Below are 25,733 nucleotides of genomic sequence, written 5' to 3' on the forward strand. Positions count from 1 at the left end.
CGAAGGAACAGGCAATACGTGGGCTATTGCGGCGAGCAATCCGCACAGTGGCGCGTCCCAATTACCACGGCAACGCCCCGGCGGCGGTGAGTGACCAGCGGCTCATCTCGCCGCCAGTGGTGCCGCCCGCCGGAGAAGACCCGGTGGTGTTGAAGTTCTGGCACGCGCCCAACCTGGAGGCAAACGGGGGCAACGGCTTGTTATGATGGCGGTATTCTGAAGTGACGACCAATGGCGGCACGACCTGGACGCAAGTGCCAGACAGCAGCCTGCTGGCGGGGTGGTTACACCTGACGATTTCCAGCGGCTTTAGCAATCCGTTGGTGGGTTAAGCGGCTGGTGCGGCACAAACCCGCAGCCGTACTACCAGACCATTGCCGATGTGAGCGCTTACGCCGGACAGACGGCGCAGTTCCGTATGCGTCTGGGTACGGATACTCCGTCAGCCGCCCCGGTTGGGATGTGGATGATGTGATGGTGCAGTCGCACGCTCGCCGGCGGCGCGGCGAGTATTGCGCTGACCAAGACAGTGGGCACGGACCCGCAGGTGTACCCGACGACCGACGTCATCACGGTGACGAGCGGGGTGACGGTGACTTACTTCTACGTGGTCGAAAACACGGGAACCATCACGCTGCCGCTGCACACGCTGAACGACAGTCAATTGGGCACGGTGCTGGGACCAGACTTTGCCTATGACCTGGCGCCGGGCGATGGACGATGATTACGGCCGATGCGGTGGTAACGGCGACGGTGACGAACACGGCCGTGTGGGTAGCCACGGACGGCGGCGCGACAACGGTCAGCCAACGACAGCGCCACGGTCAACGTCATCAACCTGGGCATCAGCCTGAGCAAGACGGTGGGCACAACCCCGGCGTCTGCGCGACGGGTAACGCCATTGAGGTAGAGGCGGACACGGTGGTGTACTACTGCTACACCGTCACCAACACCGGCGACGAAGCTTTGGCGCTGCACGACCTGGAAGACGACCAGTTGTGTACTCTTCAGCAGCCTGGCCTACAACCTGGCGCCGGGAGCGAGCGTAGACACGGTGGCGGCCGGGTTAACCACAGCGCCACCATCACCGGACGACGACGAACACGGCCGTGTGGACCGCCTACAACGACGCGACAGTCAGCGCATCGGCCAGCGCCAGCGCCACGGTGACAGTGACAACGTACACGCTCTACCTGCCGGTTATTCAGAAGCCGTAAAACGGTAAATAGCCGTTTACCACCACGGAGGCAGGCAGAGTACAGCGAGTCTTGGCGTTCGTGAATCAGGCCCGACAGGTTTTCGGAAACCTGTCGGGCCTCTATCTTATCTCTGTGTCTTCGGTGTCTTCGTGGTGCAACCTTTGGAGAGGAAGCCATGGCTGCATTGTTTGGCGGCATTGAAGCGGGCGGCACAAAATTTGTGTGCGCCGTAGGCACAGGACCAGACGACATCCGCGCTGAGCATCGTTTTCCGACGACGACGCCAGCAGAGACGTTGGGGCAGGCGATAGCCTTTTTTCAGGAGCAGGAAGAGATTAACGGCCGTATCGCCGCTGTTGGCATCGCCGCTTTTGGCCCGCTGGACCCCAATCCCCACTCACCCACCTTCGGCCACATTACGACCACACCCAAACCGGGTTGGGCCAACACCGACGTGGTGGGGGCGATTCAGGGGGGGCTGGGTGTGTTGGTGGGCTTTGATACAGACGTCAACGGCGCGGCCCTGGGCGAACATCGCTGGGGCGCGGCGCAGGGCGTGGACACCTTTATCTATCTAACGATTGGCACGGGCATAGGCGGTGGGGTGATGGTGAACGGCCGTCTTCTGCATGGCCTTATTCACCCCGAACTCGGCCACATCAGCCTGCCCCACGATTGGGCGCAAGACCCATACATAGGGCGCTGCCCGTATCACGGCGACTGTCTGGAAGGCATGGCCGCTGGCCCAGCCATCGGCGACCGGTGGGGGCAGCCAGCCTTTGAACTGCCGGCCGACCATCCCGCCTGGGCGCTGGAAGCCCATTACCTGGCGTTGGCCCTGCGCAGCTTCATCTGCACGCTGTCGCCGCAGCGCATTATCATGGGCGGCGGGGTGATGGAGCAGCCGCAGTTGTTTCCCCTGGTGCGGCAAAAGACCATTGAATATCTGAACGGCTACGTGCAGTCGCCGGTTGTTTTGCAGCAGGTGGATTCCTATATTGTGCCGCCGGGGCTCGGCAATCGTGCCGGGGTGTTAGGGGCGATGGCCCTGGGCATGGCGGCGCTGGGTTAAAATTAGACCGGCCAGGTTTTTGAAAACCTGGCCGGTTTGTTGCTGCCGATTAAGTTGCCGGGTCCAGGTGGACCGTCTGGTTGACATGACCAACTAATTTGCATTCAGTTTGCGTGCCATTGTCGCTGCGGAGGATGCTGATGGTTTGTTTTTTGCCGCTGAGAACGGCCGTTACCTTCAGTACCCCATTATTTGCCACATAACCGGCTGCCGGGTCCCGGTGCGAATTAAGCTGCAAGGCGCAGCTCCCTGATGGGGCCGCCGGATCTTTATCTAGCAGTTCCAATTGAATGTTGAGGTCGCCGTTATACCCAAGAAAGCTCAACGTTCCAGCAATGTCCACATCAAATTCAGAATAACTCTTGATCATTCCCTGACCCACCGGAATCCAGATAAATTTCTTGGCTTTCACGACAACTTTTTGGCCGGCGTAAGTTCCTTTGGCCACATACTGAGAAATAACCGCCATGTGCGTCTCCTTTTGCGTCTTGCAACTGCTGGCAACCTTCGGTGAAAGGTATGGTTGGACCGATGCCCACTATCCGTAGGCCGAAGTCCGTATCCCGTTATGCGATGGCGTTTTCCAGAGGTAGCGCCCTACGGACTAGCGATAACGGATTACCGCTTACGGGTACTACGCCGGCAGCGGGTTCACGACATTGCGTAATTCTTTGCCCCGCAGCGCATCTACCACCTGCTCCACAATTTCCACCCCCACACGCCGCTGCGCCTCTTTGGAACTGGCACCCAAATGCGGCGTGTGAATCACATTGGGTAAACCAATGAGCGGGCTGTCTGTGGGCGGCTCTTGCTGGTAGACGTCTAACGCCGCCGCGGCTACTTTGCCACTTTGCAAAGCGTCGGCCAACGCCTGCTCGTCAATCAACTTGCCGCGCGCCACATTGACAATCACCACACCATCCTTCATCTGGGCGATGGCCTCGGCATTGATGATGTTGCGCGTTTCCGGTGTCACCACGCTGTGCAGGGTGATAATGTCCGCCTGGGCCAGCAAATCTGGCAGCGACACCATCTGCACCTCCAGTTCCCCAGACACGTAGGGGTCGTAAGCCACGATCTTCATGCCAAACGCCAGCGCGCGCCGGGCCACCAACCGGCCGATGTAGCCCAGGCCAATCACGCCCAATGTCTTGCTATCTAGTTCCATGCCCATGAACTGGGCGCGCTCCCACTTGCCCGCGGCCACAGAATTATGAGCGGTCACCGTGTGGCGGCTGATCGCCAGCATGAGGGCCATTGTTTGCTCAGCCGTGGCCACACTGTTAGACCGTGGTGTGTTCATGACCAACACGCCCTGGGCGGTAGCCGCGTCCACATCTACGTTGTCTACGCCAATGCCCGCCCGGCCAATTACCTTGAGCTTCTTTCCGGCGGCAATCACGTCGGCGTCCGGCCGTGTGTCGCTGCGGATGATCAGCGCATCGTAGTCGGGAATTGTGGCGATAAGTTCTTCTTTACTCATGCCCACTATCATGTCGTAAGAAATGTCACTCAGAGCCGCCAGCCGATCCAGACCAGCCTGGCCCAATTTGTCGGAAATCAGAATTTTGTATGTCATCGTCGCCTCTTTAATAAAACCTAAAAATCGTCAATGGGAAGTACGAGGAACTGTTTTTGAGCTGCACAAACAGTTCCCCTGTAGTATAGCGAATGATGGCTAATTGGCACGGCAGAACGCCAAAAAGCCTACGTGAGTAGGCTTTTTGGCGTTCATGTAATGGTCACGATTTGGTCAGTGTCATTCTGAGCGGAGTCTTCGGAGCGAAGAATCCCTATTTGTCGGCAGAAAGGGGATTCTTCCTCGAAGACTCGTCAGAATGACAGTGCTTCCAACCAAATCGTGACCATTACACTTTTTTGGCGTTCCGATGGAGAGGGAGGACGAAGCAGCAGCTAAAGGCCAAGCCGGGCAGACGCCTGACGGCAGAGGCCGCTGCCGCCGGCCGCCATCCATTCGTTCAGACGTTCGCTGTCGGGTTTGCCCGCTTTGGCGTCGTCATAAATGCCTTTGGCCCAATAGAAATAACGTTTGGTTTCGTTCGGCCAACTGTCGTATGGGTTGTCGGAGGCGCGGTAGCCGCCATTATAGCCGGCAAAGGAGAGATAAACGTCGCCGCCGGTATGTTGCAGCATGGTGGCGTAGAACTTCAGGCCACGAAAGGCGTTGGTGTCTGGGTTTTGCATTACTTCGCCGGCCGTAAAGTGGAAGGGCATCACCTGGAACAGGCCCTGCGCCCCGGCGCTGGAGACGGCATTGGGATCGCCGCAGGACTCAATTTGCATAATGGTAGCCGTGATGTCTGGGTCCAGCCCAAATTCGGCCGACCAGGCGACAATCTGTGGCGCCCAATGCTGAATTTCCGGCGAAAATAGGGAGGCGATTGCGCCGGAAGCTGCGGCCGCGGGCGCGTCGGCGACCGCTTCGGTTTGGGTGGTAGAAACGGCCGTTTCCCCCAACGTCTCACCAGTCACCACCGGACTCGCTTCCACCACAATTCCGGCCAACAGCCGTGGAAAAACAAACAGCGCCATCAACGCCAATACCGTGACTACCAAGATAGGAACCATGAGAAAGGGCTGTTCGAGGGGAGAACGGCCGTAAACAAATCGCTGGTTCTGCCATTCATAATGGGCTTCAATAAATGGGTCATAGCCATAGCCCGCATCGCCCTCGTAATCAGATGTAAATGGCGTTTCAACGATCTCGTAAACAGTCATTTCGGCAACCTCCTCGGATAAGACGTGGCAGGCTCATGGAAACCTGCCACGTCTGTACGGACTATGTAGAGCGACTAATAAAATCGCCAACCTCGTTAACGCTGATTCTGGCTCCGTGCCTGGACGCCGCTCATAGGCACCCGGCGCATTCCCGGGTTGGGCGCGGGCGGGCGTTGGCGCACACGCGAATTTCCACCGCCATTGTTTACCGCCGGATTCACTCGTGTGGGCTGCGCCGGAACCGGTTCATATTCATCCAGAAATGTCGGGACCTCGGTCGGTCGCGGCGCGGCCTGTGCCGGTTTGGTCGCCATGCGTGGTCGCGGTGGAGCCGCCTGTACCGGCTGCCCGCCCGCCCGCAGCGGACGCGGCGCGGGAACCTGAGCCGAGGGCGCAGCCTTCGCCGCCGTCTGCCCGGCGCTGCCAAAGTCAAAAATGTGTTCGCCGGCCACCGTAAACGCGCCGATAAACAAAATGCGCGTTAGCCATACCAACACGGCCACAAAAATAGGCACGTATTTCAGCAGTTGTCCCCGGCTCAACACTTCGTTGCCAAAATCATGATTCAGCAGCGTCAACGAAACGGCCCACCAGGTCATGACGGCGTTCATGGTTGCGCCCAACAACCAGGCGCCCATTAGGTACCACACCTCTTTCGGTTCGGCGCTGCCCTGCTCTGGCGTGAACAGTCGTACCAGCCCGGCGAAGTCAATGGCGCAGAAAGCAACCGCCAGGATGGCCGCCCATTGCAGGCCAATGAACTGCACCTCACCCAATAAATTTTGCAGCGCATAGCGGGTCGTATCAAAATTGAAAATCTCAAACGCCAGCAGCGCCACAATCAAGATAACGCCGATCATTGCTTTACGCGGTAGGCGCAGCCTTTGTTGGTCCAAGCTCAGGCCAAAAGGGTTAGACGAACTGCGCGCATGTGTGTTTTGCATTATTCTTCCTCCATGACAGCAAGCGCCTTCTCCAGGGTCGGTCTTGTCTGTCTTCTCCTTCATCACAGTGTGCAATTTGTTCTATTATCGCTGCCAGATTACGCCGATGACCGAATAATTAGAACATATGTTTTATAGCACACCCGTTCTATCATGTCAATAATCAGCTCTGTATTTGTGACATTACTTGTCGAAGTCTGGCGATGATTTGCCCGGTAGTGGGCGAGAGAAGGTTTGAGGATTGTGGGAAATGGAATCGAAGGTCGCGCGTATCTTACTCGTCGTACCCGTTCAGATTGAGCGGAATGGCGAGGTAAAAGGTGCTGCCTTCGCCGCGTTTGCTTTGAACCCAGGCCCGGCCGCCGTGCCGTTCGGCAATAGATTTGACGATTGCCAGGCCCAGGCCAGACCCTTTTACTCGTTCTGTGCCCCGTTCTTTCACCCGGTAAAAACGCTCAAAGAGACGCATCTGGTCTTGTTCTGGGATGCCGGGGCCGTGATCGGTGACGCTGAAGATGACCTCGCTGTTTTTGCGTTCGGCGCAGAGCTTCAGCGGGCCGCTGCCTGGGGCGTATTTGATGGCGTTGGTCAGCAAATTAGTCAATGCCTGGCGCAGCAGGGGTTTATCGGCGATGAGTACCAGTTCTGCCGGCTGGACACCGATTTCTAGTTTAATGCCGCTGAGGTGGGCGTGCTGCCAGAATTCTGTGGACAGGTCGGCCAGCAGCGGCTCCACTTCGATGGCCTGGTTGCGCAGCTTTACGCCCGATTCAATCCGGCCCAGGTCCAGCAAGTCGTTGACCAGCTTGGCCATCTGGTCTATGCCGCCCATGATTTTGTCCACATAATCTTGCTGCTTCTCGTTTAGCTCGCCAACCATTGGCAGCATGGTGGCGTAGCCGCGCATGAAAGTGAGTGGACTGCGCAGATCATGGGAGACGGTGCTGACGAAGTCGGACTTCATGGCGTCTATTTCTTTCAGGTGGCTGATGTCGTGCAGCACGGCGACGCGCCCCATTATCTGGCTGTCGCTGCCGATGATGGTGGAGGTGCTGGTGTAGAAGACACGGCCGTCATCCAGTGGAATTTCCCGGTTGGGCTGCTGTTCGTTGGGGCTGGTCAGCGCTTCAATCAGCGGCGTGATGGTTAATACGTCGGCCGCCGGACGGCCGTAAACCTCGCTGGTCTTCAGGTTAAAAAGCTGCTCCGTCGCCCGGTTTATCAGCACAATCCGCTGCGTGCGGTCGGTCACAATCACCGCATCGGCAGTGCTTTCCAGAACCGCCGATAGACGCCGCCGACCGCTTTCGGCCGTTGCATAGAGGCGGGCATTGTCCACCAACACGGCCGCCTGCCCGGCCAACGTTTTGAGCAAATTATGCTCCGTCGAATCAAAGGCGTGGGGTGAACGATAGCCCAGCCACACGACCCCCTGAAAGCGTTCTTTGGCCGCCAACGGCAGCGCCAATAGCGCCGTCACCGGCAGATTGACCGTTTCATCTAGTTGCAGCGCGGCCCGAATTTCCTGGGGCGTCTCCAGCAGTAGTTCGGACTTGTGCCGCAGCGCCTTGCGAATCAGCCTATCCAAACTGGCCATCTCGCTGGCGGCGGCCCCTTCGCCATACGTCACCGGATAACCGCCGGTGGGGCTGGTAATTACGGCGCGCGCTCCGGCGGCGCCGGTCCCGCGCACCGCGCCGCGCAAGATGGCCGGCATCCCCTGGTTCATGTCTATGCTGGCCGACACATCGTGGCTGACGCCCAGCAGCAGCGACAGTTCATTCAGTCGTTGGCGGATGGAGCGCTGCATGTGGGCGAACGCTTTGGTAAGCTGGCCGATTTCGTCGTCGCGCTGCTCCACTGTTTCTGGCCGCCAGGCGCCGCCGGCGGCCAGTGTCTCCGAGGCGTTGACCAGTTCGGTGATCGGCCGGGTGATGTCGCGGCCTATCAGGGCGAAGATGGCGTAAAAGACGGCCGTAATCAACACCATCACCATCGCCAGCGGCACGCCAATGCTCACCGCCAGTTCCAGCACCGTCTCATACGGCGCCGTCATCACCACCGTCCAGGGATGGCTCTCGCCGCGCACAAAATAGACCAGTTCGCGGGCATTGGTTTGCCCTTCACGTCCCTGGTAGGCTACGCCGGGCGTGGTCTCGCCGGTGATAATTTCGCGGCCGATCTCTTCCGGCAGCCGCCAGGTCTGCAAAAGCTGCCGGGCGTCGGCGTGGGCTACAATTTGCTCGTTTTCGTCCAGAATGAAACCGGTTCCGCGCCCCACAGCGCCTTCCATGCCCACAATCAGCCCATTCAACGATAAATAGGGCACACGCCCCACCAGCGCCGCCACCGGTTCGCCGTTGGCCGCTAACACCGGGGCGACAAAACTCAGCACGTACTCATCGTTGGCGGAGGGGGCGGTGGTGGTTTCAGCCCGGTTGCTGTTGAGGGCGGCGGCGATTGCCACCTTTTCCCGATCAGACAGCGCTACCTGGGTCACGTCTTCCGGGTAAAAGGCGGAGATGGTTTGGTCCTGGTTCACCAGCAAGATGCGGCGGTAAAAGGGATTGACGCGGAATAACTGCTGTAATACTTTCTGGGATTCGGCTGTATCGGTCGCCAATAGCTGCTCATCGTCGTTGTAGAGGGTGAGCAGATTTTGTAGATTGGCGCGAAAATTGGGGATTTGGGTCGAGACGGTTTGGGCGTCGTGAGCCATCTGATTGACCACCAGGCGGGTGGAGACGTTGACGGCGACGTTGTAGACGACAAACACCATCAAGATAAGTACCAGGCCAACAAACAGGACAAAATTGGTCAGCAGCCGATAACGGAGGCTGCGCTGCCAGGGGGTGGGAATGAGCGGGCGGCTTGGGGCAACAAGTTGGGGCACGCCGAGCAAAATGAGCATGACGATAACCCCGCCCAGCAGCCCTTGCAGCAGCAGGGGCAGCAGATGGGCGGTAGCGGTGGAAATGGCCAGGTCTACGGCCGTTAACGTGCTGACTACGCCCACCGCGCCGACAAACGCTGCCAGACCAACCGGTACGGCCATCGGCAGCAGGCTGAGTGGTCCGGCCATTACCGGCAGACGCAGCCAACGAAACAGGCGGCCCTGGTAATGTTGTCGCAAGAAGAAGGTGGCGATGACGGCCGTGAATCCCCCATGAAACACAGCATACAACTGGTGGGTTTGGCCCAATGCCGTGCCCAGCCCGGTGAACAGTCCCACGCCCAGCGCCGCCAGGGGATTCAGGCTGGCGGCAGCCAGGAGAAGGGGAACGGCCGCAAATGGAACCAGCACCGTCATCGGGTTCTGGGCGACGGCGGCCGGGGCCAACTGGTTTTCAAATGCCAGACGGATGGGAAACAACTGGCTGGTGAGGAATCCGGCGACCGACAGCAGGACAAATAGGCTCCATTCCCGTCGGTCGAATTTGCGGCTTTCGTTGTGGTAAGCGTATAGGATATACGCCAGTAACCCGACATAAATGAGCAGCAAAAGGTATTCGAGTGGGTGGTTGGGCAGTGCCAGGGCTATCTCGCCTGCCGCACCCCATAGCTCTAGTGGCATTGGGTACCTTTTGGGGGCCGCGTTACTTCTAGCCTCAGGCGCGACACGCTTTTGCACTGTATCGCACCTTCACAATCGTGCAGGGATTATAACATGCCCAAATAGGCATCGCAATTTGACCGTTACGGCCGTGTGTAGGGATGTTATAATGGTAAGCCTTGACCCGTAATCCGTAAACGGATTACGGATTACGGAACACGGCTTACGAAATAGATAAGTACACACGAGAAGACTATGTCAGAGTATATTGAGATTGAAACGGAATTTGGCGATGACGGCCGTTCCCTTTTTGTCACCACCAATCAGAGCCTTACCGACGGGGTGATGGAAACCTATGCTTCTCTGGAGGAAATGGAAGAAGGTTCGCCGTTGGCCCAGGCTCTATCGGCGATTGATGGTATTGCCCACCTGACGTTAAACGGCCGTGCCCTCACCCTCATCCGCGCCCCCGAAACCCCCTGGCATCACCTCGTCGCCGACCTGTCGGCGGCGCTCAAAGACTTTTTCTTGTAGGAAGAGAGTTGGTTAGTAATGGTCCAAGAATAACTTCCTGTTTTTTAGATTGGTCCAATCTGGGCCATGTAATTTCTAGATGATCACTTAACCAACCAACCAACTGACTAACCAACTAATCATCCCACCTCACCCATGCGCCGCAAACCCTCCCCCACCGCCATCCTCGCCGTCGTCGCCTTTGGCGTCTTTGTGGCCGCCGATGATCTGACGGTGGTCTCCACCATGCTGCGGCAGATCGTATTCGACCTGGGAATCCCACTGCCGGCCGGGCTGGACCAGGCCGCTTGGATTGTCAACGCCTACCTCATCGCCTATGTCGTCGTGATGCCTTTTGTAGGGCGGCTGAGCGACATTGTGGGGCGGCGGGTGGTGTATGTCGGCGCGCTGGCCTTGTTTCTGGTCGGTTCGATTTGGGTCCCGTTGGCGGGCAGTTTTAACAGCTTTTTGGCGGGGCGGGTGTTAACGGCCGTTGGCGGCGGCGCCATGGTCCCGGTGGCTATGGCCGTAATCGGTGATGTATATCGGCAGGAAAAGCGCGCCGCGGCGTTAGGGACATTGGGCGCCATAGACACGGCCGGTTGGGTGTGGGGGCCGCTGTACGGCGCGCTGCTCATCCGCTATTTGAGCTGGCAGTGGCAGTTTTACCTGAACATCCCCCTGGCGCTGTTGGGTATGGCCGCCGCCTGGTGGGCGCTGGCCGACTTGCCCCGCCCGGTGCGCCAAGAGCGCATGGATTGGTGGGGCGTCGTCACCCTCTCCATCGCCCTGCTCAGCCTGAACCTGGGCCTGCTCAACAGCGGCGACGTGGGCAGCGCCGGTGGTTTCGCCAGTCTGAACGCCAATCCGCCGACCCCCACCTGGCCCTACTTCCTGGTCGCCGCCCTCAGCTTTGCCCTCTTTCTCTTCAGCGAAACGCACCTCTCTCCCGCTCTCCCCCGCTCCCCCTCTCCCCTTCTTCCCCTCTCCCTTTTCCGTCGCCGCAATTTCAGTCCGGCTGTCGGCATCAACTTCCTCATCGGCAGTGTGCTGATCATTGTTATGGTCAATGTGCCGCTGATCATCAACGTGCTGGCGATAGACGTGGCCGAAGCGGCCCTGATCAGCGGGGGGCTGCTCAGCGGCATGACGTTGGCGATGGCCCTGCTGGCCTACGTGGGCGGCCGTCTGACTGAACGCTGGAGCTATCGGCCGGTGACATTGGCCGGCTTGGTATTGTGCGCCGTGGCTTTTGCGTTGATGGGCAGCAGTTGGCAGGCAACGGCCGTTGGCGTCCACACCCCATACGGGCAAATGGCCTGGCAGTTGGTCATTTTGGGCATGGGGTTTGGGCTAGTGATCGCGCCGGTGGGCACGGCCGTCATCAACGCCGCCCCACCCGACCAGCGCGGCATCGCCTCCAGTTTGGTCATTGTGATGCGGCTCATGGGCATGAGCGTGGGTCTGTCCGCCCTGACAGCCTGGGGCCTGCGCCGCTTCGACGTGCTGCGCCGCCAGATCACCCTGCCCGACCTGCCGCTGACCGACCCCGGCTACCAGCAAGCCATCGTGGATGGCCTCACCCAAGTCACCGTCGCTGTCCTGGCCGAGACGTTTCTTGTTTCCGCGCTCCTCATCACCCTGGCCTGGCTCATTGCCCTCACTCTCAAACCAGAGACCGAAAACTAAAGATTCTGTAATGATCAAGCGTTAGTAGAATCGTTGTCATTCTGACGAGTCTTCGAGGAAGAATCCCTTTCCCGTCAACCGATAGGGATTCTTCGCTCCGCAGACTCTGCTCAGAATGACAATGCGAGGCGATGTCCTTAACTTGATGAGTTTGACTAACCTATGACCATTACAGAAAACTAAACATTAAGGCCCTATCTGCAAAATTTGACACACCTGTGCCTGCCCCACTACAATGCAGGACAGGCAAACGCCGGGAGGTAAAGACGCATGTTGGCGGAAAAAAGCAAAAAACGCACCATGACGGCCGAACAACTGGCCCAACTTTCGCCCGAAGCCAGTCGCGGCGAACTCATTGAGGGGGAATTTGTTGCCATGTCACCAGCAGGACAGATGCACGGAGAAATTGCAGCCACAATTTTGATCATGCTTGGGCAGTTTACCCGCCGACAAAAACTCGGCAGGGTGTACGCTGCCGAAACTGGCTTCGTCCTCAAGCGCCAGCCAGACACCGTGCGCGCGCCAGACGTGGCCTTTGTGCGGGCAGAGCGGTTGAGCGCGGCGACGCCGCCCACCGGCTTTTTTGATGGGCCGCCAGACCTGGCGGTGGAAGTTGTGTCGCCCAGCGAAACGCTGGCGGAAATTGAGGGCAAATTGCTGGACTACCTGGAAAACGGCGTGCAGGTTGTGTGGATTGTCTACCCCACCACGCGCACCATCACCATCTATCATTCCCTTACGGCCGTGCGCACCCTGACCATCAACGACAATCTGGACTGCGAAAAACTTCTGCCCGGCTTTTCCGTCCCCGTCCAAGAGATATTTGCCTGATCCGCCTGACTTTTCGCCTGAAAACAGGACCAAAAAAGGCCCGGCAGATTATGTTTGCCGGGCCTTTCCTCTCGCTCTCGCTCTCGCTCTAGCCCTTCGGTTTGTCCCGCAGCGCCAGGGCAATTTGCAGCTCGTCTAGCTGTTTTTGCGCCACTGTCGAAGGCGTGTCCGACATCAGGTCGGTGGCCTGGGCGGTTTTGGGGAAGGCCATCACTTCGCGGATGTTGGGTTCGCCGGCCATCAGGGCTACCAGGCGGTCTATGCCAGGGGCGATGCCGCCGTGGGGCGGCGCGCCATACTCAAACGCTTCCAGCATGTGGCCGAACTGGTCCATCGCTTCCTCAAAGGAGAAACCGATGAGTTCCATGATTTTGCGTTGTAACGGCCGTTCATGGATTCTAATACTTCCGCCAGCCACTTCAAAGCCATTACACACCAGGTCATACTGCTCGCTCAACACCGCGCCAGGGTTTGTATCCAACAGCGGAATCTGTTCTCGTTTGGGCGCAGTGAACATGTGGTGGCTGGGCGCGTAATGCCCATCCTCCAGATGCTCCTCAAAGAGCGGAAAATCAATCACCCAACAAAAAGCCAGGGTATTGCTGTTCTTCAGGCCCAGGCGCGTGCCCAACTCGTCGCGCAGCGCGCCTAACACACTGTAAACCACATACTTCTGGTCGCTGGCAAACAGCAGCAAGTCGCCCGGTTGGGCGTTCAGCCGCTCCGTCAGGGCGACCAGTTGGTCTACGGTGAAGAACTTGGTGATAAAGCCCTTCATCTCGCCGCTGTCCGGGTCCAGGGCCATCGTCGCCAGCCCCTTCGCGCCGTTGGCTTTGGCGATCTCTTCTAATTCGCCAATGTCTTTGCGGCTGTAGCTGCCCGCGCCCGGCACGCAAATCGCCTTCACCGGATGACCGGCGGCCACATTTTCGGCGAAGACCTTGAAGGCGCTGGCCCCGGCAATGTCGGACACGTCTACCAGTTCCAGGCCATAGCGAATGTCTGGGCGGTCTGTGCCGAAGCGTTCCATCGCCTCGCAGTGGCTGAGGCGCGGGAAAACGTCGTGGGCTAGGGGAACCAGGCTGGTGTGTTTGACCATGCCCACCATCAGCCCTTCGATCAGGTCCAAGATGTCGTCGCGCTCCACAAAGCTCATTTCCATGTCTAACTGGGTGAACTCCGGCTGGCGGTCGGCGCGCAGGTCTTCATCGCGGAAACAGCGGGCGATCTGGAAATAGCGCTCGTAGCCGGCGACCATGAGGAGCTGCTTAAGCTGCTGCGGGCTTTGCGGCAGGGCGTAAAATTTGCCGGGATGCACGCGGCTGGGAACCAGATAGTCGCGCGCTCCCTCCGGCGTGGATTTGAACAGGATAGGGGTTTCAATCTCAATGAAGCCACGTTCGTCCAGATAATCGCGGATGAACTTGACGGCGCGGTGGCGGATCATCAGGTTGCGCTGCATTTTTTCGCGGCGCAAATCGAGGTAGCGGAATTTCAGGCGCAGGGTTTCGTCTACCACTTCGTCGCGGTCAATGAGGAAGGGGGGCGTTTTGGCCGGATTGAGGATGGTCACGCTGTCGGCCAGCACTTCGATGTCGCCGGTGACGAGGCCGGGGTTTTCCAGCCCGGCCGGCCGGTGGGAGACTTCGCCGGTAATTTGCAGCACGTATTCGCCGCGTACCTGTTCGGCCACGTTGAAGGCTTCCTGGGAACGGCCGGAATTGACAACGACCTGCGTTTTGCCGTCGCGGTCGCGCAAGTCAATAAAAATAACGCCGCCCATGTCGCGGCGGCGGTTAACCCAACCGGCCAGGGTAACGGTTTGTCCAATTTGTTCGGCGCGTAGTTCGCCACATGAATGTGTTTTGAGCATAATTTCCTTCCTCACGAATCAGGGCGCAATTCATCGCGCCCTGTTAAAGTCAGCGCATTTTATCATGCGCCTCAGGTGGTAACAAGCGATTCGCCCGGCGCCCGGTTTCCGTTTGTTCGGCGCCTGGCGTATAATCTGCCCTATGTGCAAATTCATCTCTTTGTTCAGCCTGTTATGTGGATTAATTGTGTTGGTGGCTTGTGGTGGCGCGCCGGAGGTTACGGCCGTTCCCAACCCCGCCAGCGCCGCCCCAACCAGCCAACCCACCAGCCCGCCAGAAACGGCCGTGCCCACGCCCCTGCCACCCCCACCCGTCGCTGACGGCCTGACCATCGAACTAACCGACGATTTCCATCCCTTCGACGCCCGCCTGCTGGGGAGCAATCTGCCGGCCTGGCTGGGAACCGGGCGCGTCGAAGACCCCGCTTTTATCAACCGTACCATCGCCTCTGGCGTCAGCCTGATGCGCATTCCCGGCGGCAGTTGGAGCAATTATTACGATTGGGCCGCCTGCGAGATAGACAACCTATGCCCCTGGGACTGGGGTGTTTTGCGGCCCACCGACTTCATCAACTTTGTCCGAGCGGCGGGCGTCCCGGCGATGTATATTGTGAATCCTAACGGCACGCCGCAAGAAGCGGCGGCGCTGGTGGCTTTTTTTAACGGCGCAGCCGACGATGAGACGGTGATTGGTCCCGATGTGCGCGGCCGTGATTGGGGCACGGTGGGGCAGTGGGCACAGCTCCGCCGCGACAACGGCAACCCGGAGCCGCTGTCCATCACCTATTGGGAGTTTGGCAACGAAGTGTACGGCGGGAAAGAGGGCACAGAGTGTCTGTCCTGGGGCTGGGAAGATGTATGGACTTGTGACGGCCGTGAATACATCCAGGGCCTCGGCAGCGGCGCCGAGCGGCAGGCTGGTTTCCTGGAATTCCGCGAAGCGATGCGCGCCGTGGACCGCTCCATCAAAGTGGGCGCGGTGGGCGTGCCGGTGCAGAGCGATTGGAGCAATTGGGGCAATGAGGTCATCGAAGAGGCCGGCGCGGTGATGGACTTTTACATCATCCACCAATACGCCTATTTTGAGCCGCCGCGCAGTTATGAGGCGGCTCTGGCCCAACCCCAGGCGGTCTGGCAGCCGATGATGGCCGACGTGCAGCGGGCGTTTGACCGGTATGCCAACGGCCGTCGCCTGCCTATCGCCGTCACCGAATACAATTTGTTCTCGGTTCAAGACCAGGATAACGCGCAGTGGATGACCCGCGCCGTCAACATGTTGTTTATGGCCGATACCATCGGCCAGATGGCGACGCATGGGTTTAGCCTGGCGAACCAGTGGGATTTAGCCAACGGGCAGGCGGGCAATGGCACAGATTACGGGCTGATGAATGTAGACACCCTGGCGCGGTCGCCGCAGTATTATGTCTTTCCGCTGTGGGCGCGGTTTGGTTCGCGGCTGCTGCCCGTCAATTCTTCCTTCGCGGCTGATACGACGTTGAGCGCCTATGGTGGGCTGATGGGTGACGGCCGTTTCTCCCTGCTGGTCATCAACAAAACCGGCGAACCGATCACCACCGATGTCGCCGTCAACGGCGGCCCGCCAGCCTTTCGCAGCGGATTGGCCGACGTAGCCGTCGCCCCGGCGCTGGACAGCCAGATTGTGACATTTAACGGCGTCAGCGATCCCGCCGATGACCTGTCCGACGCGCCCTCTACCCCCTTGGCCGAATTGAGCAACCCGTTTAGCTATACCTTCCCTCCTTATTCCATTACCCTGCTGCGGCTGGAGCCATAACCAGCCCGATGAGTACCTTACGAGCCAACTTGTTTGCGCAGCGAACAAGAGTATTGTCAAAGATTACGCAGATCTTTATCTTCAATCTGTGAAATCTGGGCATGGTTCATCAAGCAAGACATCTTCTTTACAAATTTGCGCTGCGTTGTCATGCTGAGCGGAGTCTTCGGAGCGAAGCATCCCGCTCCCGCCAGAGGAGGGGGATGCTTCGGGGGACCTCAGCATGACGCGCTTTCTTGCCAAATTTGTAAAGCACAATATCGCCTGGAATGAACCATGCCGAAATCTGCGTAATCTTTGACAACCCTTCTTGGTTCTGGCTTGTCCAGGTTAGAAACGAGATTTAAATAATTTTTACACGTTTAGATTGTAACATTCCAATAAATTGGGGGAGCCTACGAGAGCCGCCACGGTCGTCTTTAGCCCCGTTTACGGAGCGTCGTTTTTTAGCCTGGGGCTTTAGCTCCAGGCGCAGCGGACCACCGGCGACGACCAGCGCTAAAGCGCCGGTCTATAAAACAACGCCGGGTAAACCCGGCTTTCACTTCTATGCTACCGATGACCCCAAGATATTGAGAAGATACTTTAGACTGGACAAATCTTCCTCATCTCTGTTTAAGATTACCGTAGGCCAATAGTCCTATTGGCGCTGGGTAGGCTGATTCTTCTGCTAGAATACCGGCTGTTGTGACTTAGACTCACTGCGCCACACGGCCGTCTTGTTCTCATCACTCCCCTCGCCTTTCTCCGAACCTCAGGCCGAATCCCCACCGAGCCACGCCCTTAATTTAGCCAGACTATGGAGGTATACCCATGCACCGGAAACGTTCTGCCATTGTTTCGTTTGTGTTACTGGCGCTGTTTAGCGTCGTTGTCCTCAATTCACAGGCTGCGCCATCCTATACAAATCCCCATCAGCCAGACACCCCCACACAGCCCACCGCCAACATCACCATCAACGCCGCCGCCAATGGCGCGCCCATCAACCCATATGTGTTAGGCACAAATTTACCGGCCTGGTTGGGCGCCTGGCGCAGTGAAAACAGCACTTTTATCGCTCGCACCATCGCCGCCGGCATCACGATGGTGCGGGTTCCTGGCGGCAGTTGGAGCAATTATTACGATTGGTCCAACTGTGAAGAGAACAACGAATGCCCCTGGGATTGGGGCGTCCTGACGCCGACCGACTTCATTAACTTTAGCCAAGCCACCGGCGCAGACCTGATGTATACCGTCAATCCCAACGGTACGGCCAAAGAAGCGGCCGCGCTGGTGGCCTTTTTCAACGGTTCTGTCAACGATACCAGAGTGATCGGTGTGGATGTGAAGGGGCGCAATTGGGGCACAGTGGGCCAATGGGCGCAGCTTCGCAGCAGCCATGGCAATCCCGCGCCGCATCCCATCACCTACTGGGAAGTGGGCAACGAGATTTATGGCGGGCAGTCGGGCAAAGATTGCCTGCCGTGGGGTTGGGAGGATGTGTGGACGTGCGACGGCCGTGAATATATTAACGGCATCGGCTCTGGTTCCAATCGGCACGAGGGCTACCTGGAATTTCGCAGCGCCATGCGGTTGGTAGACCCCACCATTCAGGTGGGCGCGGTCGGCGTTGCCCCGCAGGATGGCTGGACCAATTGGGGCAATGAAGTCATTGACGAGGCGAGTGACGTGCTGGATTTTTACGTCATCCATCAATACGCTTATTATGAGCCGCCTGGTTCCTACCAGGATGCGCTGGCCCAACCGCAGTCGGGTTGGGACTGGATTCGGGAGGATTATGATGACGCCCTGGCCCAGTACGCCAACGGCCGTGCCATCCCCGTCGCCATCACCGAACACAATCTCTTCTCGGTTCAGGAAATGGACAACGGCCAATGGATGACCCGCGCCGTCAACATGTTGTTTATGGCCGATACCCTGGGCCAGATGGCGACGTATGAATTTGACATGGCGAATCAATGGGACCTGGCCAACGGCCGTCCTGCCAATGGCACCGATTACGGCCTGTTAGACGCCGAAACCTATGACCGCAGCCCACAGTATTACGTCTTTCCGCTCTGGTCGCGCTTTGGCGGCACGCTGCTGCCGGTGGCGTCGTCTTACAACGCCGCCACCACCCTCAGTGTCTACGCCGGACGCATAGACGACGCGACGGTGTCGCTGTTAGCCATCAACAAAACGGGCAATGCCATCGCCGCCACCATCCAGGTGGATGGTACGACGCAAATCAGCAGTGGGCTGGCCGATGTGGCCGCAGCCACGTCGTTGGGCAGCCAGAGCGTCACGTTTAACGGCGTGGGCAACCCCAACAACAGCCTGTCCAACGCCCCCTCTACGGTCTTGAGCAATCTGAGCAATCCGCTGGCTTATTCCTTTGCCCCCTATTCGGTCACGCTGCTGCGCCTGGGCGTGGATCAGGCCCCCGCCGGACTGGGCGTGGCCGACAGGTCTGTGCCCGAAGGCAACAGTGGAACCAGCAGCGCCACCTTCACTGTTTCGCTCTCATCGGCCAGCGCATCAACCGTTACGGTGGATTATGCGACGGCTGATGGCACGGCCCAGGCAGGCAGCGATTATACGGCCGTCAGCGGCACGCTCACCTTCACTCCCGGCCAGACCAGCAAAACCGTCCAGGTCCCCATCCTGGGCGATGTGGTGGACGAGGGGAACAGCGAGACCTTCACCTTCAACCTGAGCAGCGCCAGCGGCGCAGCCATCGCCGACGGCCAGGCGGTGGGGACCATTCAGGACGACGACACGGCGCAGTTAAGCATCGCCTCCGGCCCATCGGTGTTGGAGGGAGATGTGGGCAGCGTGACGGCCGTGTTTAATGTCAGCCTGTCTACCCCGGCCGCTTTTGCCGTTACCGTCAATTATGCCAGCGCGAATGGCAGCCTTAACCCGGCGACAGCCGGGGTAGATTATGCGTCGGCGTCTGGTTCGCTGACGTTTAGCGCCGGGCAGACGGCCAAAACCATCGCCGTTACGGTATACGGCGATACCCTATTTGAAGCCGATGAAACCTTCAACGTCCTCCTGAGCAATTCCAACCCGGTGACGATGGGGACGGCCAGCAGCACCGGCCGTATTCTCAACGATGATTCGGCCAGCGATTTTGCCTATCTGCCGGCCGTGACGAGAAATTAAGCATCGGTGGTGGGTGGAGGGGAAACGGCCGTTTCCCCTTCGCCGCCACCCTGAAATCATTGACGTGATCGCCGCCTCCGCTTATACTGAAAAAAGCCGACGCGGCACAGGCCGCGCAGTTGTCTATCATTTCCAATTCCCCATCAACACAAGGAGGTTTTTCATGTCCATTACCATCACCTGGCATGGTCATGCCACATTCTCGTTGAATATCGGCGGTACGGCCGTTGTCGTAGACCCATTTTTCGCCGGTAACAGCCCTGCAGCCCAGACCAAAGTCGGCGATGTGGCCGCCGATTTCATCCTGCAAACCCACGGCCACGGCGACCACATCGCCGACACGCTGCCGCTGGCGAAGCGCACCGGCGCGATGGTGGTCGCCAATTTTGAGATTTGTAACTGGTTGGCCGCCCAGGGGCACGGCAACAACCACGCCATGAACACCGGCGGCGGCTGGAATTTCCCCTTTGGCCGCGTCAGAATGACCTATGCCCAGCACAGTTCTGGCCTGCCTGATGGCAGCTACGGTGGCAACCCCGGCGGCTACGTCATCAGCGCTGAGGGCAAAAACATCTACATCGCCGGGGACACCGCGCTCTTCTCCGACATGGCGCTGATCGGCAAGATGGGGCTGGATGTGGCCGTGCTGCCGGTGGGCGACAATTTCACCATGGGGCCGGAAGATTCGCTTGAAGCCATTCATCTCCTGAAACCCAAAGTAGTCATTCCGTGCCACTACAACACCTGGCCGCCCATCGCCATAGATGTTCATGCCTGGGGCAACGCCGTCGCCGGCCAAACCTCCGCCCGCCCCATCATCTTGGCAATTGACGAAACCTATTCGGTCTGATACCGTACAGTTGTCCATGTTTACAAAGTGCAGAGAGACGCAGCGCTCTCTGCACTTTTGGTTGTATAGGACCCGACAAATCTGAGAGACCCGATATTGTCTATTGTAAAGGAGATATTTTTGTATGAAACGTATCCATTGGCTTCTTATATTGGTAGTGATCATGAGTCTGGCTTTGGCTGCCTGTGGCGGTGGCGAAGAACCGGCGGCGACGGCCGTCGCGGAAACAGCCCCCGTCACCGAAAGCAATGAAAGTGCGCCGCCAACGGCCGCGCCGCCAACGGCCGCGCCGCCAACGGCTGTGCCGCCAACGGCTGTGCCCACCGCCACCTCTGAGCCGGAACAAGCCAGCGTTGCCTTCGCCGATCTCAACTTCGGCAACAAAATGGAAGCGCTGAGCAGCTATCGTTACGAAATGGTGATGACCGTCAGCGGGACCGACGAGAGCGGCACGCCGACGAGTAAGACGATGACGATGCAGATGGCCTTCACCAATGATCCCCAGGCCTCTTCAATTTCGGTATCTGGCGACGGCATTCCTGGCATGGAAGAGGCTTCTTCCATCGAAATTGTGCAAATCGGCAGTACCAGCTACATGGTCTTTCCAGAAATGGGCTGCGTCGCTTTTCCCGCCGAAGAAGAAGACTTGCTGCAGAACGACCTGGCCCAAGAATTCAACCCGGAAACGATGTTCCGCAGCCTGGATGACCTGACGTTGGTCGGCGAAGACACCATCAACGGCATTCGGGTCTTGCACTACACCTTCGACGAGTCCGACATCACCACCGAGGACGCCCAGGGGTTGATGGCGGCGAACGGCGACCTATTTATTGCCAAAGATGGTGGGTATCTGGTGCGTCTGGCGGCCGATATGAACGGGGATGCTCTGTTTATGGAGGGCTTTGAAGAGATTAAAGATGCCGTCATGCGCATGGAATTCAACGTGACAGACATCAACCAGCCCTTTGAGATTATCCCGCCGGCCGGCTGTGAAGGCCAGGGACCGGACGCGGAACTGCCCTTCCCGGTGGTTGAAAATGCCACAGACGTGATCAATTTCCCCGGCGTCATTGGCTATTCGACGACGCTGCCCCCTGCTGATGTCATCGCTTTTTATCAGGAAGCGATGGCCGACGCTGGATATACCTATGCCGAGGGGCAATCCTTCATCACCGACAGCGCGGCCAGCCTGACCTTTGACGGCAGCAGCGGCGCTGTCAGCGTGACCATTAGCGACAGCAATGGCGTTACCTCGGTCGCCATTTTGTACGAAACCGGCAGCTAACCTAATCGTTTGCAGGCCCGAAGGGTTTTCTGAAGCCCTTCGGGTCTAAGGTTGCAGCAGAACTTCGGGGGAGAAGAGGGAGACACGGCCGTTTGCCGTCAACGCCGCCATACTCAAGGCATAGGTTGTGCCCGGAACCAGGTCGGTGATGGCGACCTGCCCCGCATCTCTGGCCGCCACAAAGCGGAACGGCGCATAATCGGCTGTGCCTACCGGCCGGAACGACAGCACATACCCATCGGCCAATGGGTCCACCGGCCAACTCAGGACAAACGCCCCTGGCTCGGCCAGCGGCGATACGGCCGGTGGGGCCGGCTGCGGTGGCGCGCCGGCCATGTTGGCGATGGCGGCCAGACTCAGTTGGCTGATCTGGCGCAAATAGCTGTAATCCAGCGCTTCAGACGTATCCAGCGCGGTGTGGTTGCGGTTAGGGTCCTCAATGGATTCGGTCAGGCGCAGCGCCGGAATGCCCACTTCCAGAAAGGAGATGTGGTCGCTGTACCGCCCTTCGCGGTCCACGGCGTCCACCAGCGTCACATCAAACGTGGGCAAATACAATCCCCCCACAAAATCCAGGTAACGCCCCAACTGCCGTGGCAGAGACGTATCCGGGCCGGGCGAAAAAACGCGCACCGACTGAGGGATGCCCGGCCGGCCGCCGACAATGTCCAGGTCCAGCACGGCGTCTACCCCGGCGCGGTCTACCAGCCGATTGGTGACGTAGTGGCGGCTGCCGTGCCGCCCCTGCTCTTCGGCGGCAAAGGCGATGAAGATGATGTCCTGGTTCCAGGTTTGTGAACTAAGCAGGCGGGCGATTTCTAACATGGCGGCCACGCCGGAGCCGTTGTCGTTGGCCCCTGGGGCGCGGCTGCTGCCGTCGTTGGGATTAATGGCGCGGGAATCGTAATGGGCCACCAGGATGATGGCTCCCGGTGCGGCGCCGCTGCCGGGCAGGGTGGCGATGACGTTCTGCTGGTCGGTGGTCAGGCCGTCCAGGGTCAGCGGGAAACTGTCGAATTCAACCTGGAGACGGCCGTTACCCACCCGCAAAAATTCGTTATAAATCCACAACCGCGCCGCGCCAATGCCAAAATCGGGCCGGTCTGTCAGGCTGAACGTGTTGCGCGTGCCAAATCCTTCCAACGTCTGCACGTAGCCTACCAACTGCTGCGGCGATACCGCGTCTAGCAGCGCCTGAATTTCCGGGTCGCGCCCCGGCACAACATTGCTCACCGGATTGACAATGACATTGGCCGGTAAGTCGCCCGCAAAAACGGAAACGCCGACGGCCGTTGGCAGAGCCAAAGGGGGTGGGGGTGGAGTAGGGATCACCGGCTGCTGCGGCCCTTGTAGTAAAGAGCAGGCCAGACCGGTGAACAGCAGCAAACCAACAAAAATCAGAAGTGGTCGGGGCAATGAGTACACTACCTTAGCAGTTGATTGACTGACAAAACTCATGAGAATCAACTTGTACTAAACGAAAACACTTTAAAGCACTTGGAAAGACGAAAGTAAAGCCATGTCGTACGCACCGTTTTGTGTCAATAAAAATATGGCTTCGAGTTCTCTCAGAGCGTGTTTGAAAATTGATCATACTCGCAATTGGGATTCAAATTACGAGTATGATCATACAGATAACACGACAATCATATCCGACTGATTTGACAGAGCAAGAGAAACACATTCATTAAACAGTGGAAGCATATGATGCAAAAGCGAATACACGTTAGGCAATGGGTGTGTAATTCATATTTTGTGGGAGCAGATTCATGGATTTCTGGGTAAAATCAAACAAAATAATTTTATTATGTCAATCTAAGCAGCAACCTTTCAAAGCAAAATATTGGTGATAGCATCCGAGTTTTAATTTTTATGTCAATAAAATGACTCAAAATCAAAGCTGGCTACGATTGTAAATATCATTTACACACCCTTAGGCGAATCAAGTATTCTAGTCAACCCTGATTGACTCCCCAGCTGTGGCGAGTTCTTCCCCGGTCGCTGCGGCCGGTGTCCCCACCGCGCCGCATTTGCTTGCCAGTCACCAGCCCGTTTTTCATCAGTTGCGGCACGATTTTTCGCGCGGCCTTACTCCCTGGCGTACAATTCGCGGCATGGAAACGTACCAGATTCAGGAGGGGGCCGTCCTCTACTACCTCACCTTCACCGTCATCGAATGGCTGCCCGTCTTTGTGGCCGAAGAACCGTGCAAAATCCTCACCGACAGCCTGAATTACTGCCACCACCACAAATCGTTGCGCGTCAACGCTTTTGTCCTCATGCCCACCCATGCCCACGTCATGCTGTTTGACGCTGACTTTGACAACGAACGACTGCGCCACACCATACGCGATATGCGCCAATTCACCGGGCGACAACTGGCTGATTACAGTGAAAAGCATTTACCGGCTGCCTTTGCCCAGGTGATGCAAGGCACAGCCCGCACCGACCGCGCCCGGCAGTTCTGGCAACAGAGCAAACACCCCGTGGCCATTTGGACGGCCGAATTCTGGCAGACAAAAGTGCGGTATATCCATGACAACCCGGTGCGCAAGGGGCTGGTGCGGGAAGCAACGGCCTGGCGATTTTCGTCGGCAGCCTATTGGTTGCTGGACCCGCCGGGCGAGACGGATGTGATATTGACGGAGGTGGTGTTGTGAGCAAAGAGGTTCCGGTGGGCCAAGGTGGTGTGGCTCGGTCTGGAAGACCGGCCACAGCAGGGGGGTATAGGAATTTTTACAACGAATGGAGCTTTTACGGTTATACGTCGAAGCAGAATGGTGAATTCGGTAAATATTGGATTGGTACTTTGCCTAGATACTGGATTGAGTAAAAAGAGGTCATCATGAGAAAATGGAGTAACATGTTCTATCTTTTACTAATTGTTCTAGTGTTCATCAGCTGCGGATGTGGAAGCAACCAAGGAATGAGTACACCTATTCCTGAAGTTGAGGTCGTTCCGTCATCTTTACCAACCGAAGTTTCCTCTACATCAATCAGAACACCAACAACTGATGCATCTTTATCAGCCAATTTGACTAATCCGACGGTTGCTGCGACGACGTTGGTTGCTCAAACACCAACCTCAACGCTACCTTCAGAACCATTTATCACGCCGACAAGAACCATGGCGCTCACTCCTCCTTATCGCTATTTAGAATTAGAACCGCTTTCAATGAATATAGAGCTTCGATACGTTGCTTGGGAGATAAATGGAACGAGGCTTGTTTATGCGCTAACGCGACCCGATGTTCGTTCTGCCGAACCTAAAGATTGGGCTTGGTGGCGTTATAACATAGAAACGGGTGATAAGGAGTCGGTTCGTCCAGTGGCTAGCAGAGTAACTCAGGAGATCAGACATCAATTAAACCTTTGTCCAACTAAACAGGAACCCCTGGAAACGCAACCCGATTGTTCGGGACACTCGATATTGCTGGAATCATCAACCCGTGATCGGATTATATTTTCCCCGTTAAGTTCTAATGGAGGTGACACATGGTTGGGAAATATTAATGGTACAGACCTAGTCAAGCTAGAGACCCCTGTTGATACCCCTTCCCACGCTCAATGGTCGTCAGATGGTCGCTGGATCCTTCTCAGCGTTCATTTTCCCGGTATGCCAGGTCAGATGACACATTATTTAGTCCGCGCTGATGGCTCGTATGAAACCGAGTTCAGTGCGCTTACTGGTCATGACTTGTTCCGACTGAACGGCTTATTTCCCCAGTTCAGCCCGGATGGAACAAGATTGGCCTATATTGGCTCAACTGTTTATGAATCCTTTGACAAAAACAATTACCATTTGTTTGTACTTGCTCTGGAGAGTCTAGAAAGTCAACAAATCTCAGACCATATTGGGTTGTTTCAGTGGTCTGCCAATAGTAGCGGGTTATATGTACTTGATGGAGGCTATTATCCGGTAGATCCATATGGGGAACCCACAAATATGCAGGAAGTAACGTTATACCACATAGACACGGCAAGTGAATCAGGCAATGAAACGATCATTGCTGCACAAATACCCTATTATCCAAGTAATTCTTATGGTGCTTGGTTAGGGGGATATTCCCCATCTATTCGGGCTCTGGCTTATGTCGGGTATGATCGACAAAGTTTTGGCATACTGATGTTCTCGCCTTTTAAAACACCCGAGATGATGGAAACCATACTTACACCATGAAGGGTAACATTTACGCACGGCCGTGACGGACGCCAGCCTGCGCGTGGGCATTGCCGCCAGCGT

The 25,733-nt window shown here is 57.5% G+C and carries 20 protein-coding genes; 13 read left to right on the top strand and 7 right to left on the bottom strand.

Annotated elements, in window-relative coordinates; all coding sequences use genetic code 11:
* Positions 1–26: 26 nt before the first annotated feature.
* From IPM39_13700 to IPM39_13715, 4 genes are all read left to right on the top strand, one after another.
* The gene (locus IPM39_13700; GenBank protein MBK8987109.1) at positions 27–206 is read left to right on the top strand and encodes a hypothetical protein; all 180 of its coding nucleotides are present in this window, start codon (positions 27–29) and stop codon (positions 204–206) included.
* Positions 207–529: 323 nt separating this feature from the next.
* Positions 530–724 carry a hypothetical protein gene (locus IPM39_13705; GenBank protein ID MBK8987110.1) on the top strand — a complete coding sequence of 65 codons (195 nt, stop codon included), beginning with the start codon at positions 530–532 and terminating at the stop codon, positions 722–724.
* On the top strand, positions 721–1,170 hold the full coding sequence (locus tag IPM39_13710) for a hypothetical protein (protein ID MBK8987111.1): 450 nt from the start codon (positions 721–723) through the stop codon (positions 1,168–1,170). Before IPM39_13705 ends, IPM39_13710 begins: the two co-directional genes overlap by 4 nt.
* A gap of 204 nt (positions 1,171–1,374) precedes the next feature.
* On the top strand, positions 1,375–2,271 hold the full coding sequence (locus IPM39_13715; protein MBK8987112.1) for an ROK family protein: 897 nt from the start codon (positions 1,375–1,377) through the stop codon (positions 2,269–2,271).
* Positions 2,272–2,320: 49 nt separating this feature from the next.
* Here the strand turns inward: IPM39_13715 and IPM39_13720 are convergent, their stop codons facing one another.
* From IPM39_13720 to IPM39_13740, 5 genes are all read right to left on the bottom strand, one after another.
* On the bottom strand, positions 2,321–2,740 hold the full coding sequence (locus IPM39_13720; protein ID MBK8987113.1) for a hypothetical protein: 420 nt from the start codon (positions 2,738–2,740) through the stop codon (positions 2,321–2,323).
* A gap of 165 nt (positions 2,741–2,905) precedes the next feature.
* Positions 2,906–3,850 carry a phosphoglycerate dehydrogenase gene (locus tag IPM39_13725; protein ID MBK8987114.1) on the bottom strand — a complete coding sequence of 315 codons (945 nt, stop codon included), beginning with the start codon at positions 3,848–3,850 and terminating at the stop codon, positions 2,906–2,908.
* 335 nt (positions 3,851–4,185) lie between these two features.
* Positions 4,186–5,010, bottom strand: coding sequence for a transglycosylase SLT domain-containing protein (locus IPM39_13730; GenBank protein MBK8987115.1), 825 nt, complete (start codon positions 5,008–5,010; stop codon positions 4,186–4,188).
* Between the two features lie 95 nt (positions 5,011–5,105).
* Positions 5,106–5,954, bottom strand: a complete 849-nt coding sequence (locus tag IPM39_13735) for a hypothetical protein (GenBank protein ID MBK8987116.1) — start codon at positions 5,952–5,954, stop codon at positions 5,106–5,108.
* 274 nt (positions 5,955–6,228) lie between these two features.
* The gene (locus IPM39_13740) at positions 6,229–9,528 is read right to left on the bottom strand and encodes a PAS domain S-box protein (GenBank protein ID MBK8987117.1); all 3,300 of its coding nucleotides are present in this window, start codon (positions 9,526–9,528) and stop codon (positions 6,229–6,231) included.
* A gap of 234 nt (positions 9,529–9,762) precedes the next feature.
* On the opposite strand from IPM39_13740, the gene IPM39_13745 reads away from it, so the two are divergent.
* The 3 genes from IPM39_13745 (at position 9,763) to IPM39_13755 (ending at position 12,540) form a co-directional block, all read left to right on the top strand.
* The gene (locus IPM39_13745; GenBank protein ID MBK8987118.1) at positions 9,763–10,041 is read left to right on the top strand and encodes a NifU N-terminal domain-containing protein; all 279 of its coding nucleotides are present in this window, start codon (positions 9,763–9,765) and stop codon (positions 10,039–10,041) included.
* Between the two features lie 135 nt (positions 10,042–10,176).
* Positions 10,177–11,709 (top strand): MFS transporter, encoded by a 1,533-nt coding sequence (locus IPM39_13750; protein ID MBK8987119.1) that lies wholly within the window; start codon positions 10,177–10,179, stop codon positions 11,707–11,709.
* A 270-nt stretch (positions 11,710–11,979) separates the two neighbouring features.
* The gene (locus IPM39_13755) at positions 11,980–12,540 is read left to right on the top strand and encodes a Uma2 family endonuclease (protein ID MBK8987120.1); all 561 of its coding nucleotides are present in this window, start codon (positions 11,980–11,982) and stop codon (positions 12,538–12,540) included.
* An 88-nt stretch (positions 12,541–12,628) separates the two neighbouring features.
* Here IPM39_13755 and aspS read toward each other — a convergent pair whose 3' ends face one another.
* Positions 12,629–14,413, bottom strand: coding sequence for an aspartate--tRNA ligase (gene aspS, locus IPM39_13760; protein MBK8987121.1), 1,785 nt, complete (start codon positions 14,411–14,413; stop codon positions 12,629–12,631).
* A gap of 142 nt (positions 14,414–14,555) precedes the next feature.
* Here aspS and IPM39_13765 point away from each other — a divergent pair, with 142 nt between their 5' ends.
* The 4 genes from IPM39_13765 to IPM39_13780 all read left to right on the top strand — a co-directional run bounded on the left by IPM39_13765 (position 14,556) and on the right by IPM39_13780 (position 21,490).
* The gene (locus tag IPM39_13765) at positions 14,556–16,208 is read left to right on the top strand and encodes an alpha-L-arabinofuranosidase (protein ID MBK8987122.1); all 1,653 of its coding nucleotides are present in this window, start codon (positions 14,556–14,558) and stop codon (positions 16,206–16,208) included.
* 813 nt (positions 16,209–17,021) lie between these two features.
* A complete protein-coding gene (locus IPM39_13770) occupies positions 17,022–19,355 on the top strand; it encodes a hypothetical protein (GenBank protein MBK8987123.1) in 2,334 nt (777 codons plus the stop codon).
* Between the two features lie 163 nt (positions 19,356–19,518).
* A complete protein-coding gene (locus tag IPM39_13775) occupies positions 19,519–20,205 on the top strand; it encodes a metal-dependent hydrolase (GenBank protein ID MBK8987124.1) in 687 nt (228 codons plus the stop codon).
* A gap of 124 nt (positions 20,206–20,329) precedes the next feature.
* On the top strand, positions 20,330–21,490 hold the full coding sequence (locus IPM39_13780; protein MBK8987125.1) for a hypothetical protein: 1,161 nt from the start codon (positions 20,330–20,332) through the stop codon (positions 21,488–21,490).
* Between the two features lie 45 nt (positions 21,491–21,535).
* Here the strand turns inward: IPM39_13780 and IPM39_13785 are convergent, their stop codons facing one another.
* Positions 21,536–22,906, bottom strand: coding sequence for a M20/M25/M40 family metallo-hydrolase (locus tag IPM39_13785; protein MBK8987126.1), 1,371 nt, complete (start codon positions 22,904–22,906; stop codon positions 21,536–21,538).
* A 563-nt stretch (positions 22,907–23,469) separates the two neighbouring features.
* Between IPM39_13785 and IPM39_13790 the strand changes: the two genes are divergently transcribed.
* Both IPM39_13790 and IPM39_13795 read left to right on the top strand, forming a co-directional pair.
* The gene (locus IPM39_13790) at positions 23,470–24,150 is read left to right on the top strand and encodes a hypothetical protein (GenBank protein MBK8987127.1); all 681 of its coding nucleotides are present in this window, start codon (positions 23,470–23,472) and stop codon (positions 24,148–24,150) included.
* A gap of 266 nt (positions 24,151–24,416) precedes the next feature.
* The gene (locus IPM39_13795; protein MBK8987128.1) at positions 24,417–25,670 is read left to right on the top strand and encodes a hypothetical protein; all 1,254 of its coding nucleotides are present in this window, start codon (positions 24,417–24,419) and stop codon (positions 25,668–25,670) included.
* The last annotated feature ends 63 nt before the right edge of the window (positions 25,671–25,733 follow it).

It is taken from the genome of Candidatus Leptovillus gracilis, assembly GCA_016716065.1.
Classification (GTDB): Bacteria; Chloroflexota; Anaerolineae; order Promineifilales; family Promineifilaceae; genus Leptovillus; species Leptovillus gracilis.

Excerpts from the sequence above, each read along its gene's own strand:
- IPM39_13720 (MBK8987113.1), bottom strand. The coding sequence starts at position 2,740 with ATGGCGGTTATTTCTCAGTATGTGGCCAAAGGAACTTACGCCGGCCAA.
- IPM39_13765 (MBK8987122.1), top strand. The coding sequence starts at position 14,556 with ATGTGCAAATTCATCTCTTTGTTCAGCCTGTTATGTGGATTAATTGTG.
- IPM39_13750 (MBK8987119.1), top strand. The coding sequence starts at position 10,177 with ATGCGCCGCAAACCCTCCCCCACCGCCATCCTCGCCGTCGTCGCCTTT.
- IPM39_13725 (MBK8987114.1), bottom strand. The coding sequence starts at position 3,850 with ATGACATACAAAATTCTGATTTCCGACAAATTGGGCCAGGCTGGTCTG.
- IPM39_13710 (MBK8987111.1), top strand. The coding sequence starts at position 721 with ATGATTACGGCCGATGCGGTGGTAACGGCGACGGTGACGAACACGGCC.
- IPM39_13740 (MBK8987117.1), bottom strand. The coding sequence starts at position 9,528 with ATGCCACTAGAGCTATGGGGTGCGGCAGGCGAGATAGCCCTGGCACTG.
- IPM39_13795 (MBK8987128.1), top strand. The coding sequence starts at position 24,417 with ATGAGTACACCTATTCCTGAAGTTGAGGTCGTTCCGTCATCTTTACCA.
- aspS (MBK8987121.1), bottom strand. The coding sequence starts at position 14,413 with ATGCTCAAAACACATTCATGTGGCGAACTACGCGCCGAACAAATTGGA.
- IPM39_13770 (MBK8987123.1), top strand. The coding sequence starts at position 17,022 with ATGCACCGGAAACGTTCTGCCATTGTTTCGTTTGTGTTACTGGCGCTG.
- IPM39_13775 (MBK8987124.1), top strand. The coding sequence starts at position 19,519 with ATGTCCATTACCATCACCTGGCATGGTCATGCCACATTCTCGTTGAAT.
- IPM39_13715 (MBK8987112.1), top strand. The coding sequence starts at position 1,375 with ATGGCTGCATTGTTTGGCGGCATTGAAGCGGGCGGCACAAAATTTGTG.
- IPM39_13735 (MBK8987116.1), bottom strand. The coding sequence starts at position 5,954 with ATGCAAAACACACATGCGCGCAGTTCGTCTAACCCTTTTGGCCTGAGC.
- IPM39_13755 (MBK8987120.1), top strand. The coding sequence starts at position 11,980 with ATGTTGGCGGAAAAAAGCAAAAAACGCACCATGACGGCCGAACAACTG.
- IPM39_13730 (MBK8987115.1), bottom strand. The coding sequence starts at position 5,010 with ATGACTGTTTACGAGATCGTTGAAACGCCATTTACATCTGATTACGAG.
- IPM39_13780 (MBK8987125.1), top strand. The coding sequence starts at position 20,330 with ATGAAACGTATCCATTGGCTTCTTATATTGGTAGTGATCATGAGTCTG.
- IPM39_13745 (MBK8987118.1), top strand. The coding sequence starts at position 9,763 with ATGTCAGAGTATATTGAGATTGAAACGGAATTTGGCGATGACGGCCGT.